The organism is Streptomyces sp. NPDC057682 (assembly GCF_042799575.1).
Taxonomy (GTDB): Bacteria; Actinomycetota; Actinomycetes; order Streptomycetales; family Streptomycetaceae; genus Streptomyces.
The window spans coordinates 111320-126030 of the sequence record NZ_JBHVIN010000015.1 but is presented as its reverse complement, the minus strand read 5'-3'; the positions used below and the strand labels follow the sequence as shown (position 1 = coordinate 126030).

Annotated in this window: 13 protein-coding genes; 12 read left to right on the top strand and 1 reads right to left on the bottom strand. The window is 68.4% G+C overall.

The features are described 5' to 3' along the window. The first annotated feature begins 100 nt into the window (after positions 1-100). The 5 genes from ACFVDM_RS26395 to ACFVDM_RS26375 all read left to right on the top strand — a co-directional run bounded on the left by ACFVDM_RS26395 (position 101) and on the right by ACFVDM_RS26375 (position 4521). On the top strand, positions 101-931 hold the full coding sequence (locus ACFVDM_RS26395; protein ID WP_383644998.1) for a hypothetical protein: 831 nt from the start codon (positions 101-103) through the stop codon (positions 929-931). Positions 932-1146: 215 nt separating this feature from the next. After that, entirely contained in the window at positions 1147-2394 is a 1248-nt protein-coding gene (locus tag ACFVDM_RS26390) for an MFS transporter (RefSeq protein ID WP_383644995.1), read from the top strand. Between the two features lie 165 nt (positions 2395-2559). Beyond that, positions 2560-2700 (top strand): hypothetical protein, encoded by a 141-nt coding sequence (locus ACFVDM_RS26385; protein ID WP_383644992.1) that lies wholly within the window; start codon positions 2560-2562, stop codon positions 2698-2700. Between the two features lie 58 nt (positions 2701-2758). Next, positions 2759-3724: a hypothetical protein gene (locus ACFVDM_RS26380; protein WP_383644990.1), complete on the top strand. Its 966-nt coding sequence runs from the start codon at positions 2759-2761 to the stop codon at positions 3722-3724. 53 nt (positions 3725-3777) lie between these two features. Further along, the gene (locus ACFVDM_RS26375) at positions 3778-4521 is read left to right on the top strand and encodes a C39 family peptidase (protein WP_383644987.1); all 744 of its coding nucleotides are present in this window, start codon (positions 3778-3780) and stop codon (positions 4519-4521) included. Between the two features lie 387 nt (positions 4522-4908). Here the strand turns inward: ACFVDM_RS26375 and ACFVDM_RS26370 are convergent, their stop codons facing one another. After that, complete coding sequence (locus ACFVDM_RS26370; protein WP_383644984.1) at positions 4909-6378, bottom strand: peptide deformylase; 1470 nt, start codon at positions 6376-6378, stop codon at positions 4909-4911. A 286-nt stretch (positions 6379-6664) separates the two neighbouring features. Between ACFVDM_RS26370 and ACFVDM_RS26365 the strand changes: the two genes are divergently transcribed. The 7 genes from ACFVDM_RS26365 to ACFVDM_RS26335 all read left to right on the top strand — a co-directional run bounded on the left by ACFVDM_RS26365 (position 6665) and on the right by ACFVDM_RS26335 (position 14674). After that, positions 6665-7885, top strand: a complete 1221-nt coding sequence (locus ACFVDM_RS26365; protein WP_383644981.1) for a methyltransferase domain-containing protein — start codon at positions 6665-6667, stop codon at positions 7883-7885. A 108-nt stretch (positions 7886-7993) separates the two neighbouring features. Then, on the top strand, positions 7994-8713 hold the full coding sequence (locus ACFVDM_RS26360; protein WP_383644978.1) for a uracil-DNA glycosylase family protein: 720 nt from the start codon (positions 7994-7996) through the stop codon (positions 8711-8713). A gap of 86 nt (positions 8714-8799) precedes the next feature. Continuing rightward, entirely contained in the window at positions 8800-9579 is a 780-nt protein-coding gene (locus tag ACFVDM_RS26355; protein WP_383644975.1) for a nucleoside 2-deoxyribosyltransferase, read from the top strand. 148 nt (positions 9580-9727) lie between these two features. Beyond that, positions 9728-11518: an AMP-binding protein gene (locus tag ACFVDM_RS26350; RefSeq protein WP_383644971.1), complete on the top strand. Its 1791-nt coding sequence runs from the start codon at positions 9728-9730 to the stop codon at positions 11516-11518. Beyond that, positions 11515-12651 carry a beta-ketoacyl synthase N-terminal-like domain-containing protein gene (locus ACFVDM_RS26345; protein WP_383644968.1) on the top strand — a complete coding sequence of 379 codons (1137 nt, stop codon included), beginning with the start codon at positions 11515-11517 and terminating at the stop codon, positions 12649-12651. The genes ACFVDM_RS26350 and ACFVDM_RS26345 overlap by 4 nt, the downstream gene beginning before the upstream one ends. Beyond that, positions 12648-13622, top strand: a complete 975-nt coding sequence (locus ACFVDM_RS26340) for a beta-ketoacyl synthase N-terminal-like domain-containing protein (RefSeq protein WP_383644965.1) — start codon at positions 12648-12650, stop codon at positions 13620-13622. Before ACFVDM_RS26345 ends, ACFVDM_RS26340 begins: the two co-directional genes overlap by 4 nt. Before the next feature lie 41 nt (positions 13623-13663). After that, positions 13664-14674: a thioesterase domain-containing protein gene (locus ACFVDM_RS26335; protein WP_383644962.1), complete on the top strand. Its 1011-nt coding sequence runs from the start codon at positions 13664-13666 to the stop codon at positions 14672-14674. Positions 14675-14711 lie beyond the last annotated feature (37 nt).

Here is a 14711-nt window from a genome sequence, read left to right as displayed (position 1 = left end):
CAGGCACCACGTGACGGGACGCTCCCGCGCACGGGCGTCACCGGACAACAGTCCGGATCCTGTCGGCCCGTATTTTCCAGCAATCCGGAGAACGCAGCACATGACACAGATCAAAGTTCTGAACAATTCGGGCCGCAAGCTCAACGGTTTCGCGAAGAACATTGAATTACTGGCGGACCAGATCGCCCCGCTGGTCGAAGACATCAGCCGCCTGAAACTGCCCGACACGGTCGTCATCAGGCTGATGACACCGCAGGCGTGGCGGCGGGCCCGCAGCCGCCATGACATGAGGCGGATGATGGCCGAGGCGTCCAAGCTCAAGCCGTCGACCGACAGCATGCGCACAGCGACCTTGACCGCCAAGGCCGCACGCATCGACCGCCGCAAGACCTGGGCGGCTGTCGGCGGCGAGTTCGTCGATTTCACGAACGGTGCCGAGATCGTCATTCTCCCCGCAGCCCTTCAGGAAATGGGTCTCTTGGGAAGCAACGAATCTCACTCCATGGTCCTCGCACACGAGCTGGCGCACGGCGCACAGCACCATGTTGACGCCGGGATGACCTGGGCGCAGATGAAAACGCACTTCCCCCGCGAAAGGGGCACCTGCGATCGGTCCTACGGCTTCCTACTCGAAGGTCATGCACACTGGGTAGCTCACGCGATCACCGCCAGGCTCCATGGGCAGTCGACAACAGTGAAACCCGGAGAGGGCGCCACCTCCCGTCATCAGAGCATTCACGACTCGGCCGAACAACAGGGATACCGCAGATTTCACGACCGGGCTCTCCAATGCGTTTCCAAGGTCATCGAAGACAACGGAGTAGAACAATTCAACCGCGTCTGGAATGCCCCCGAACTGGTACCTCTGGTGTCCGAGAGCAGCAACACCGAGGACTGGCCGCAGCGCCTCGCCGACGAATTGGCGAAGTAGCGCCCGGCTGCCCGGCCGTCCCGGTGGAGGCCGTGGTACCCGCAGCACGCCCGCGCCCCTGCGCGAGCACGGCGCGGGGCGAGACAGAGCGAGCGGTTCGCCCGTGGCCGCGCACAATCGCCGAGCGCGCCGCCCGCACACGAGTCCCGCACGGCCCCGGATGGTCACCGGCCTTGCGCGCCTCCCCTTCCTTGTTGATTCTCGGAGCCCCTTCTGTGACAACGGCACCCCAGACCCACGGCCCCTCCGAACGGCTCGACGGTCGTCTCAAGGGCCGGTCCCTCACCTTTCTGCTCGTCGGCGAGGGAGTTGGCTTCGTGGGGTCCTCCGTCCACCGGGTTGCCCTGCCCGCACTCGCAGTTCTCTACGTCGACGCCAGCCCCGGTGAAGTCGCGTTCCTGGCCTTCGCCGGGGCAATCCCGGCGCTGCTGGTCTCCCTGCCCGCCGGGGTGCTCCTCGACCGATATCCGTTACGCCCCGTTCTGGTAGCCACCGACCTTGCGTCCGCTGTTGTGGTCTCCGCGATTCCGGCCGCCGCGGGTCTTGGCATGGTGTCGATGCCGCTGCTCTACTCGATCGCCCTTGCGCTGGGTTCCCTGTCGGTCCTGCACCTGGCCGCCTCGATGGCAGCTGTCCCTCTCCTGTCGGACACCCGACGGCTCCACCGGGCCAATTCCACTTTCACCGCCGTGATCACCACCGCCGGAGTCACCGGCAGCGCCCTGGGTACGGTGCTCGTCGCCACGGCCGGCCCCGCCCGTGCCCTGCTCGCCGACGCCACGTCTTTTGTCGTTTCCGCGTGCACTGCGGCCCGCGTGCGAGCCCTGCCCGCAACCGGCCCGGTGCGGGCGGCCCGGCGTCCGATACTCGACGACATCCGTGAAGGTCTGCGCTACTCCGCCAAGGACGAGGTGCTCCGGCCGCTGCTCATGGTTCTGACGGCCACTGGCATCGGGAGCGGACTGACCGTCACCCTGCTGGCCTACCACCTGCTGACCGCGGTGCATTCTGGCGTGACCGGCCTCGGCATGATCATGGTCGCGGGCAGTCTCGGCGGACTTGCCGGCGCCCTCATCGCACCCCGGCTCACGCGCCGCTACGGCGCCGGCACCGTCCTGGCGGTCGGCTTCGCCGTCCACGCCCTGATGCAGATCCCAGCGATCTTCGCCGAGCCCGGGGCTGCCTGGCTCGCGGCTCTTGTCGCCGCCTCCTTCCTGCGCTTCACAGCGGCCACGATTGTGGGCACCACCCAGCGCTCCGTGCAGCAGTGGACCACCCCGCATCATCTCCGGGCCCGCGTACAGCAGACCGCGCTGTGGCTGGGTCAGGGAAGCCTGCCGCTCGCGACACTGGCGGCCGGAGGTCTCGCCATCCTCATCGGTGTCCGCACCGTGATGCTCGTCGGCACCCTCGTCCTGTTGCTCTCCGCCGGGATGCTGTGGCGCTCCCCGTCCGCCATCTGACAGCCAGAGACGACGAGGATGCCCGATGACCCCTATCGGAACCCGCTCGCACCGCGTGGAGTGCGATCACCGAAGCGGCTTCGAGACCTCCGACGGCGTTGACCTGCCCTGGCAACCGACGCGGGAGCGGGCGGTCTCTGCGTTCCGCAGCGGGGGGCTTGGCGGATGACGGGTATCAGAGCTGCCGCCCGCCGGGCCGGCGCCCTGGTTCCGGCGTGGGTCCGCTCGCGCCGGCTGTGGCAGGCCCTCACGTTCGCCACCGCGGTCGCCATGTACGTCATCGCCGCCGAGACGGGGCGGCGATGAGGACGGTCAGGGCTGAGAGCACTGATCTTGCAGCACAGAACCATGTCTGGAGTCGATCATGATATTGCTTACTCCCCAGCCGGGTCAGCGCGTGGCGGTGGTCACCGGCGGATCGTCCCGGGAACGGGACAGCTCGCTGGCCACCGGGACGGCGGTGATGCGCGTACTCGACGTTCTCGGGATCCCGGCCACGGCTTTCGACCTGGCCGACGGCCGGGCCGCGTTGCCCGGGATCGGCGGCTTCGACGTCGCCTTCCTCGCCGTCGCCGGCCGGGGGGCCGAGGACGGCCAGCTCCAGGGCTTTTTGGAGACGCTGGGCATCCCCTACACCGGCAGCGGCGTGCTGTCCTCCGCGCTCGGGACGAACAAGGTGGCCGCCAAGACGATCCTCCGCAGCGCGGGCATCCGGAGCCCGGAGGACTGCCCGGTCAGCACCACTGCGACAGCCCGCGAGGAAGCCGCCGAGCTTCTGGGCTCGTTCAGTCTCCCGGTCATCGTCAAGGAGATCTCCGCGGGCGGCTCCGGCCTGCTCCTCGCCCGTGACGCCGATGAACTCGTGCACGCGATCGGGGCGAGTAGCGGCACCCCGCTCATGGTCGAGGAGTACATCCCGGGCACTCCGGCCGTCGTCGGCGTCCTGGACGGCGTGGAAGGCCCGGCCGCGCTGTCGCCGCTGGAGGTGGTGACACCCACCGGCCGCTACACGCACGAGGCCAAGCAGGTGCCCAGCCAGATCACGTACCACTGCCCGTCCCGGTGGCCGAAGACCACCGTGCACGAGCTGCAGGCCGCCGCCGAGATGGCCCACACCGCCCTGGACTGCCGCGGCTACTCCCGGCACGACTTCGTGGTCGACATGAGCGGGGAAGTCCTCTGGTTGGGCGTCAGCACGCTGCCCGACCTCACCCAGCGGGGGGACATAGCCAGGATGGCGGCGGCCGACGGTATCGCCTACCCGGATCTCATCACCCACATCCTGGCCAGCGCGAGCGTCGACCGGCCCACCACCAAGAACGCGGCATGACGTCGAACCTGACCAGAGCCTGCTGACCTCCTCCATGAAAGGGACCGACCCCTATGCCGACGAAGTTTCAGTGCTGCACTGAAGCGCCCGGCCGGGTGCACAGCCCGGTACCGCCGCTGACGCAGTACGCCAGCCCGGACCTGATCGACGCCATCGCCCACCACGGCCACGACCCGGCCGACGACCCCGCCTGGGCCAACTCCGGTGCTCCGACCCAGCAGGAGTACGCACGGTGGGCCCCTCACCTGTGCGGACTGGTGTGCATGCAGATGGCGCTGCTCCACCGCGACTGGGAGACACCGACCCTGTGGAGTCTGCGCGAGGGCGCCGCACGCGCCGGCGCCTACGAGGTGACCGACGGCAGGATCAAGGGGTTGATCTACGCGCCGTTCGTCGAGTACGCCGCGCTGGCGTACCGTATGCCGGCCGCTGTGCACCCCACGCTCTCCATGAGCGCGCTCATGGAGCTGTGCGAGACCGGACGGATGGTCATGGCCAGTGTGTCCAAGGACATCCGGACACCGAACCTGACACCCAGCCGGAAGGGTGGACACCTCGTCCTCGTCCGGGGAATCTGTGACGAGCGGGTGTACTACAACAATCCCTCCGGCCACAGCGCCCAGGCCAGGAAGGCGGTGCTCCCGCTCGACACATTCGAGCGGTTCTTCGGCGGCCGCGGCGTCAGCCTCGACACGCGGAGTCTGGGCCCCAGCACGCCCCCAGCCTCGACCGCCACGGGCACGTCCGGCACTGTGGTTCGCGGTGCCCGGCCGGGCGGGGGGCAGCTGTGCCCCTGATGACCGCGGGTCGCCACTCCCGGGACGTCCTGGAGGCGGCGGCATGAGCGAGGCCGTCCTGTGATGTCGTCAGCACCGCGTGCGGTTGCCATCTCGGCACCGGGCCCGAAACCGGCCCCCGCGCGCCTCGACCCGCCCGTCACCACGATGGGAAGGAAAAGGCTGACCGGCTCCGCCCGGCAAGGTTTTGCCCGGAATGTCGTGGCAGCCTGCCAGCCCCCCGGTGCCGCCGGTCGCAGGGGCACCACCCATGAGATCTGTGAACTGACAGGCTGCTCCTGCAGCGCCATTCCCGAACTGGCCCGTCAGGGGTGGGATTCCGCGGACCGGGCCCACTGCATGCGTGGGCGGCGGGGGCGCAGAGAACTCACCGCGCCTCTCTGTTGCTCAGCCGTACGTCCAGCGCTGGCCGGTCCCGCGGTACTCCTCGACAGGGATCGGTTGGACACCCGGCCTCATGCGCTCGCGGTAGAGCACGCCGCCCAGGTGGTCGACCTCGTGGTGGACAAGCCGGGACAGGCCTTGGGTGAACCGCGACAGGTGGGTGGAGCCGTCGAGGCTGCTGTGGGCGACGACGATACTCAGCGGGCGGGGCACGAGTCCCCGCACGTCGAAGAAGCTGAGGCAGCCTTCGTACTGCTCGTCCTCGTCCTCGGATTCCTCAGCTACGCGGGCGTTCAGCAGCACGATGGGTTCTGTCCCGGCGTCGGGTGGGAAGACGACTGCGGCGGAACGGTCGATCCCGATCTGGGGGGCTGCGATGCCCATGCCTTTGCCGAACGTGTGAAGCTGGCGGACGCGGCCGACTGCGTCCATCAGCGAGGTGATGACCTCCTGGGCCTCTTCGGCCTCGGTGGGCAGGTCGAAGGGACGGGCGGCGCAGGTGAGGACGGGGTCACCGTCTTGGACGATGCCGGCAGTGGCCATGGCCTGGCTCGCGGACAGGGTGCTCACGGGGTTGTTCTCTTTCTCGTCGGCTGCGTTCTTCAGGCGCCATTCGAGGCGGAAGCGGGCGTGCAGGGGCGGGTCGAGGGTGGCCCAGGAGAAGATGCTGTGCTCACCTCGTTCTGTGCGCCGTGGAGGTGTGCGCAGTGGGGCGAAGTCGGCGCTCATGGACGTCTCGGTTCCCCAGACGGACGGTTCACTGTCTCGGGGGAAGGTCAGTTCCACGGCCAGGCGCCGGGTGGGCAGTCGCACCGCGCGCTGGAACCATGGACCCCATTTCTCGGCGCCGACGCAGTACGAGTAGGAGATTTCGGCTTCCTGACCGGGGTAGAGAGGGAAGCGGCTCGTCGGGTTCTGGAACTGAAGCCACACCTCTTTGAACGCGTCCCGGTCGTGTTTGACGGTCCAGCCCATCGGCTCATCGGCGCAGTGCGCGGTGAGCTGGAGTTCTTCCCAGGTCAGAGGGTTGCGGCGGTAGAGGGCGTTGGACCGTTCCGGTTCGGAGGGGTATCGGTCGACGGCGATCCGCACGAGGTAGCGGGTGACGGGCTCGGTGCCGTTGTTGTGCAGGAGTCTGCGCATGCTCAAGTGGAAACGCCCGTTGTCGTAGCGGAGCGCCGCCTCGTCCTCCAGGACCAGCAGGCCGGTGCCGGACGGCGGATCGTTCTGCTCGGCGGCCTCGGGGGAGGCGTCGGTGCGCTGCCATGCCCGCCACAGTGCTCCGCCGGCATCCAGTTCGGTGTCTGCCCGGCGGGCGAGCTGGGAGCTGCCGTGCTCCCGGCCAGCCTCAAGGTGGCTCACGTACGAGGGGTCGATGTTCAGGCGCTGGGCGAGAGCCGCCTTCGACAGGCCCCGCACGCTGCGCCAGTGGGTGAGTTCTGCAGCGAACGTCGCCCTTTCCTCCCTCTCCAAGGCGGCTTTCCTCTCCGGGAGTTGCTGACGATCGTGAGTGAGCTTTCCTCATGGTCGCCTCATCCTGCCCGGTTGAAGCCCAATGGTGCTAGGCAGCGGCCTCAGCGGCCCTCCGTGCGCGTCGGCCGCGAACCGTTGTCACGGCTACCTCTTCCGAAGTTCACGTTCCGTGTCACCACGAAGGATGCCCCGTGAAGGTGATTACCCGCTTGGTTCTGCAGGCCAACTGGAGGCGCAGCGCCGCTGAGGGACAGAGGCCCACATGAGCCCGAAGGACACATACTGGATGAACTACGTGGTCGGCGTTGCACAAAGGGCGTCCTGCCGAGGTCGGCGAGTCGGCGTGGCGCTCGTTTCCGAACACGGCCGGTTGGTCTGTTCCGCTTTCGAGGGCGAAGTGCCCGGCGCGCCCTGGTCCTGCCTTCTGCGTCGCAGGGTCCGAGAGATCGGCGTGTCCAGCGCGAGCAGCGTCTATCTGACGATCAACACCCTGTCGGAGGACGGGTCCTTCGAACTGGCAGAGGTCCTGGACGACGTGCGGATCGACAGGGTGTTCATCGGTCTGCCGGATCCCGCGCTGACGAGCTACCTCTGCGGTGATCCCGTCACCGAGCGCCACGTACTGCGTTTCCCCGACGAGCTTCAGCGTCAGATCCTGGACCAGAACCGAGCCCTCTACGCTTCGAGCGGGCAGAGCATCGAGTGCAACCCCCACTACTCCGCCCACCGCATCAGTGAAGCCGTCACCACCAGGCTGTCGTCGCTGGGTTTCGCGCTGACGAAGGACGACGTCAACGCGCACCGGGGAAGGGCGGCGCTTGCCTCTCTCCTCTCCCAGAGGTACGGAACCGCGTACGAGGAGGCGGACGGCGCCGTGGGCGATGCGCTGGCCGCCGCTTTCGACGCGAAGTACGGCACTTACGACTATGCGTTCGACGCCCGCACCGCCAACGCGGAGTGGGCCGACGACTTCATGTCGGTGTACAGGAGGACGTCGACACGGCCCCTGTCGGACCTCAATGTCCTCAACGTCGGCGTCGGCGCCGGCCACGAGGCAGCGACCCTGTTCTCCGAGTGCCTGCGGATCACCTTCGCCGATATCGCGGAAAGCGGCCTCGCGAACATAAGCGAATTCATTCCCCGTTCGAGAACTGTCGTCTCCAGCGCCGAGTGCCTGCCGGCTCTGCCGGACGACAGTTTCGACCTGTATGTCTCCTTACGGACATACAACTCTTCATTCTTCGACACGTCTGCAGCAGCCCGAGAAGCGCACAGAGTACTGAAGCCCGGTGCAGTGATTATCGTCTCCGTGGCCAACGGTTTTCTGTATACTCAACGGGGCTGCGTCGTACCGGGACTCATCATTCCCGGCACCGAATTTGTCGACCTCTATCGAGGGATGGACACAGCCAATCTGATCGGCGCGGAACTTGAGGGCGCCGGATTCAAGGATATTCGAATTCTCCCGACCAGGACCGAGATCTACCTGTCGGCGGTCACCGTCTGACGCCTCCACCCGCCCGGTCACCGACGTCCCGCCGGTTGCACGGGAAGGGCGGCGGACGGCGTGCGCGACCGGACGGCTGCAGGACAGCGTGAAGGAAGGGCTTCAGTAATGAACGGGCGAACAACGGTTGCCGATCGCATCCTGCAGTTCAATGAGCGACTCGCGGACACGACACTCGAACTCCCCACGGGGTTCAGAGTTGTCAACCCCTTCAGCGGCCCGCAGAAGGACCGCGTCCGCGAAGTGACGACCGCCTTCTACCGCAAGTACTACGCCGACGACAGACCCCGCCGGCTGGTCCTGGGCAGCTCGCCCGCCCGGCGGGGCACGGCTGTGACCGGTGTCCCGTTCGAAGACGCGCGGCTCCTGGAAAGCGACACGGGAGTCAACATCGCCGACGGCTATGCAGTGAGCCGACCCTCCGCCGGGTTCCTGCACGACGTCATCGCGCGCTACGGGGGCCGCGAAAAGTTCTACGCCGACTTCGTCATGAGCTTTGTGTGCCCGCTCGGCCTGGTGAGAACAAGCCCGCAGGGAAGGGAGGTCAACTGCAATTACTACGAGAGCAAAAAGTTGATGGTACCCCTGCGGTCCTTCCTCGTGGACACTCTGGAGCGACAGCTGGAATTCGGAACCGACACTTCGGTGTGCTACTGCATCGGCAGTGGCGAGAACTTCAAGTTCCTCTCGGCGCTAAACGCCAGCCAGGGCCACTTCAAAAAGATCGTCCCCTTGGAGCACCCGCGCTTCATCACGCAATACAACAGCGGAAAAAAAGAAGAATACGCCGAGAAGTACCTTCGCGCTCTGCGCGGAGAAGACGATTAGCGGCGACACCCTCCGCAGTATTCCCCGGCCAGCTCCCCGGCTGGGGTCTCCCCACGCAACGGATCGAAAAGAAGGAGAACAGCACAGTGACGTCAGAAGGCAAGATCCTGGTCCACTTCGGCCCGGAACACGTCAGCGTCCACCGCTCCCACGGCAGCGGTCTGCAGTTGCTCACGAGGGAACGGCTTCCGTTCGGAGCCGACGTCAACGGAAAGGCGTTAGCGGAGCGCGTCGGCGAGTTCTGTGCCGGGCTCAAGAAGTATGCCGAGGCCGTCGACAACAAGAGCACGCGGGTGCACGCCACCGGGGTCTTCCAGCAGCTCCCGCAGCCGGAAGCGGCCACGCTGGTCAACAGCGTCTACGTCGACACAGGCCTGTACTTCAACATCGTGGGGCCCGCACTGGAGCGGTTCTACCTGGACACGGCCCTGTCCGCCTGCGGTTCGAACGACATGCTGGAAGGCTTGACCCGGCGGGAGTTCCGTACGGCCGTCGTCTGCGGCAGCTTCCAGCAGTGGCTGGAGCCCATCGAGGGCACCATCGCCCGACTGCGCGAGTCCCGCACCGAGGTGCTCAGCCCCCGCAGCACCAAGATCAAGCCGGAGACCGAGGGCACCGACTTCATCCTCTTTGAGTACCAGGACCAGCTGAAGAACGCACGCGACACCTGGCGGCACAAGTACGTGCACATGGACGCGTTTCGGCAGGCCGACGCCGTCGTCGTGTGCAACCCGGGCGGTCGCGTCGGAAGCGGCACCATCTTCGAGCTCGGCTTCATGTCCGCACTCGGCAAGAGGGTCATCTTCACCGAGAAGCCCCAGGGCGTCTCGGTCTCCTTCCCCTGCGAGGTGGGCCTGGGCACCTGAGCCCAGCCGCTGAGGACTGTCTCCCCCACCCTGTTCCCGAATCCTCGCCCCGATCACGCCTCGGTGAACGGTGCAGTCCCGGAACAGGCCTCTCTGTCCAACCCGACCCCGCTTCTCTGCCACGAAGATACGGAAAGGACACCCGCCGGTGGAACACATCGACATAGTGCGCGACAGGCTGCGAGAGATCGTGGCAGCTGTCCTTGAGGTGGACAAGAAAGCCATCGAGCCCGATGCACAGTTCTACGACGAGCTCGGCATGAGCTCCTTGGAGAAGACCGAGGTCGTGGTCGCGGTCGAGCGTGAGTTCGGAGCCCTGTCCGCGCAGGAAGCGGCTGCCTTCACCAGTCTCGACGCCGCGGTCGCCGTGCTCGGCGGGCGGGCGAGGAAACGACCGGTTGACGGCATCGACCTGATCGACCTCCTGGTGGCGCGCCACGTCTCTGCCGGCCGGGGCGACCGGGCCAGCTACCTCGACCCCCAGGCCGGGAAAATCACCTACGCGGGCCTCTTGGAGGCCGCCCGCGGGTACGCGGGCGCCTTGCGCGCCGCACGAGTACCCGCGAGAACCCGCGGCCTCCTGGTCGCCGATGACTCCGTGGCGACCGTGGCCGCCGTCCTGGGCCTGTGGTGGCACGGCTGCGTTCCCGTGGTGATCAGCCCGGTGCTCACGGACGACGAAGTCCGCTACATCGCCGCCGACTGCGCCGCCGCGGTGGTGCACCTGGACGCACCTCCCGTGCGCCAGCGCGCCCTGGAGGAACTGTTCACCACGACTACCCGCTTCGCCGGCGCCGACATCCGCGCCGGCCTGGCGACAGCCTCGGCCGGCCCCGCGTACCGCCCGCAGGACGCCGGGCCCCCGGCCGTCTGGAGCGCGGGGAGCGAGGCGCTCGTGCAGTACACCTCCGGCAGCACCGGCATGCCCAAGGGGGTGCGGCACTCGGCAGGCGCGATCGCGGCCATGGCCGACGGGGTCGGAACGGTCCTGGAGCTGACGCCCGATGACACCGTGCTGTCCAGCGCCCGCATGTCCTTCGGCTACGGGTTCGGCAGCTCCGTCCTGTGCCCCCTGGCGGCCGGCGCCCGCGTCGCACTCCTGCGCGGCACCGTCGACGTCCACTCCCTCGCCGCCGCGCTGCAGCACCACCAGCCCACCGTGCTGTTCTCCGTTCCACGGCTGTACGCGGCGCTGCTGAACGCCCCTGGGACCAAGTTCGCCCCCGGCAACGTCGACTCCGTGCGGCTGTGCGTGGCCGCGGGCGAGAACCTGCCCGGACCGCTCAGCGAGCGGATCCGCGCCGCCTTCCAGGCCGAGCTGATCAACGGCCTCGGCGCGACCGAGGTCCTCTACATCGTCGTCGCCACCCCACCGAAGGTGGACCGGCCGGGAACCTTCGGGATCCCGATGCCCGGGATCACCGCGACCGTCCGCGCGGCGGACGGCACGCCCGTCGCCGACGGGGAGCAGGGCCGGCTGCACATCGCCGGCCCAACCGTCGCCCTGGGCTACATCGGCCGACCGGAGGCCGCGGCCGTCACCTTCTCCGACGGGGGCGCCTACACCGGCGACGTTGTACGCCGTGCGCCGGACGGTACGTTCACCCATCTGTGCCGCGCCGATGACGTGCTCAACCTGGGCGGTCACAAGGTCGTGCCGAGTGAGATCGAGAGCGTCGTCCGCGGTGTCGACGGGGTCGCGGACTGTGTGGTGGTCGGTGGCCGCGACGCCGACGGCCTGGAGCACGCCGTGGCGTATCTGGTGGCCCGGCCGGGATCCGACGAGGCCGTGGTGCGGCGCGCAGCAGCCGCCGCGATCCGTGCCGGGCTCGCAGCTTTCAAGCGCCCCGCCCGTCTGGAGTTCCGCGACGAGCTCCCGACCACGTCGACCGGCAAAGTGGCCGTCTTCGAGCTGAGGAAGGCGGCAGCCCGATCGTGACCTGGGACATCACGGGCATGGCGGCCGTCGCCAACGTCGGCGCCACCCCCGGGGAGATCTTCGCCGCGCTGTGCGCGGGGCGAGAGAGCCGCAGGCCCCTGATGGCGTTCGACCCGGACAAGTTCCGGGCGGTGTTCGCCTACGAGATCGACGACCGGCCCGAGGGCGGCGGTGACCTGCCGCGGCGTGCCACCCGATGGCTGACCACCGTCGTGCGCCAAGCGGCCGCCGATGCCGGCCTGGGCGAAGACCTGGCCCAGGTGCCGGTGCTGGTCGGAACGACGATGCGCGAGCAGCGCAGCCTCGAACTGTGGTGGCGCGACGGCGCGGACCTCGCTCTTGAGGACCTGCACTTCGGCACCGCACTGAAGGCGGCCTTCGGAGCATCCACCACGTACACCTTCTCCAACGCCTGCGCCGCCTCGCTGTACGCGCTCGGCCTGGCCACCGACATGATCGAGGCAGGCCTGGCCGACACCGTCGTAGTCGCGGGCACCGACGCCGCTACCGAGGGCGGCTTCGGCACGCTCGACCGGGTGCAGAACGACGTCCCCGACGCGCTGCGCCCCTTCGACGTCACGCACAAGGGAATGCTGATGGGGGAGGGCGCGGCGGCCGTCGTCGTCCAGCGCGCCGGCACGGGAAGCAGGCCCACGCACGCCCGGGTGCGCGGTGTGTCCATGGGCTGCGACGCCCACCACGCCACCGCGCCCGATCCCGGCGGCATCACGCGCGCGGTGCTCGACGCACACAGAAGAGCAGGGGTTCGGGCGAGCGACATCGACCTGGTGATGCTGCACGGCAGCGGCACACCCCGCAACGACCAGACGGAATCGGGCGTCTTGCGCCGGATCTTCCAGGGCACGGCCGCGTATCCGCGGATGACCGCCATCAAGGCGACGACCGGACACACCCTGGGCGGCTCGGGACTGCTCAGCCTCGTGATGGCAGTGCTCGCCATGAAGAACGGGACGGTGCCCCAAGTCCTGGGACTCACCGATCCGATCCCCGAGGCCACTGGACTCGGCCTCGTGCAGGGTTATCCCGCCGCCGGCGCCGTGAACGTCGCGCAGGTCGACGCGTTCGGTTTCGGAGGGATCAACGCCGTCGCGATCGTGGAGGCAGCCCGATGAGCACGACGAGCACCGGGCACATGAGGAACCCGAACGTCCGGGGCGTCGTCGTCACGGGCATTGGGCTGGCGCTCCCCGGTGTCGCGACGTACGGCGCCCTCCTCGGACCGCTGCCCGGCAGGGGCGGCTTCGACCCGGCCGCCGGACTCCGCGGGCGCGAGCTGCGCCACAAGGACCGCTCGTCCCGGCTGGCCCTGCGGGCCGCCGAGTTCGCCCTCCACGACGCGGGCCTGACCGACGCCGGCCCCGACGCCGCGTTCACGGGCGCGGCTGATGCGACCGCCGTCGTGGTCAGTACCAACCTGGGCAACGCGGACGGCGTCTGCGAAGCCACCGACACGATCGCCAGAGAAGGTGTCAGGGGCCTCAGCCCGCTAGGCCTGCCCCAGACCTCAAGCAACGTCATCGCCGGCTGGGTGGCCATCCGCTACGGGCTGCGCGGCCCCAACCTCACCGTCTGCAACGGCGTCACGAGCGGGCTGGACGCCCTGGCCTGGGCCCGGAACCTCATCGTGGCCGGGCGCACCGAAACAGCCGTCGTCGTCGGCGTCGAACCCGCCAACGACGTGACGGCGAAGCTGCTCGGCGAGCAGTCCACCGACGCGGCGGTCGCCGTCGTCCTCGAACCGGAGGACGCAGCTGCTTCCCGTGGTGCACGGCTGCGCGCCACGATCGCAGGGTACGCGCGGGCCCGAGACCTCGCCGCGGCGCTGACCTGCGCCGGTGTGACGGAGCAGAAATCCGTCGGACTGTGGCTCGGGGACGCGGCGGGTGCCGGGGCGGGCCGGCTGCTGGCAGCCACGCGCCGGATCGACCTGGAATCACAGCTGGGCCCGCTGTCCGGGGCGCTGGGCGTACTGCAGTGCGCCGCCGCGGTTGCCCACTTCGAGGGTGGTGCCAGCGGGGACGTGCTCGCCGCGGCCGGAGGCCCTCGTCACGACGCGGCAGCTGTCCTGCTGCTGACCCTGTGACCGACCACTCGTCCATCCACGCAGAAGGCGGGGGAACACCCATGACCAGTACGACCGTGAACATCGAGGATCTCCGCGTCCTGATAGCAGGCGTCCTGGAGGTCGAACCCGAGGAGGTCACCGACAAGGCGCACTTCACCGCTGAGCTCGACATCGACTCGCTGCTGATGCTCGAGATCTCCACCCGCGTGGAGACCGCCTACGACGTCCCGGAGAACACCGTGGTCGTCAGCGGTGCAAGGACCCTCGCCGAGCTGCACGCCTTCGTCGTCTCGAAGCTCACCGGTGAGATCGGCGAGACGTCTGCTTCCCCGGTCATCCGACCGAGGCCGGTGATCGACCCAGCCGTACGCCTGTTCCTGTTCCACCACGCCGGCGGCTCACATCTGCTCTACCGGGGCTGGGTGGAGCACTTCCCGAAGAACTGGGAACTGTGCCTCCTGGAGGCCCCCGGCCGGGGCCACTTGCAGGCGCTGCCGCTGATCGACGACTGCGACCGGCTGGTCGACTACGTCCACACCGCTATCGCTCCTTTGCTTGACCGACCCTTCGGGTTCTTCGGCCACAGCTTGGGCGCCCTCATCGCCTACCAGCTCACCCGCCGGCTCCACGACGAGGGGAGCCCGCGCCCCGCCTGGCTGGGTGTGTCCGCTTTCGGCGCCCCGCAGGCCGAGGCCAAGGCCGCCGCCCGCCCGCACCTGATGTCCGACGAGGAACTGCGCGGCTGGCTGCGGAGCCTCGGGGGCAGTCAGCCGCAACTCCTCGACAACGACGACGTCTGGCACCAGTTTGCCCCGGTGTTCCGCAGCGACTTCAAACTTCTGGACACCTGGGCCCCTCCCCTCGCCCCCGAGCCGCTGCCCGTTCCGATCTCCGTATTCGGGGGCCGCCACGACATGCTGCTCAACGAGGGCCGGCTTCTCGCCTGGCGAGCATTCACCACGCACTTCTGCGGACTCGAGAGGTACGAGGGCGACCACTTCTACGTGTTGGACCACCGGCAGCCTCTCGCTGCCGCCATCACGGCCTCGATGCGCTCGGCCGCTGCATGAGCCCGCGCTCACGAACACGCCACCCGCTGGATGATCA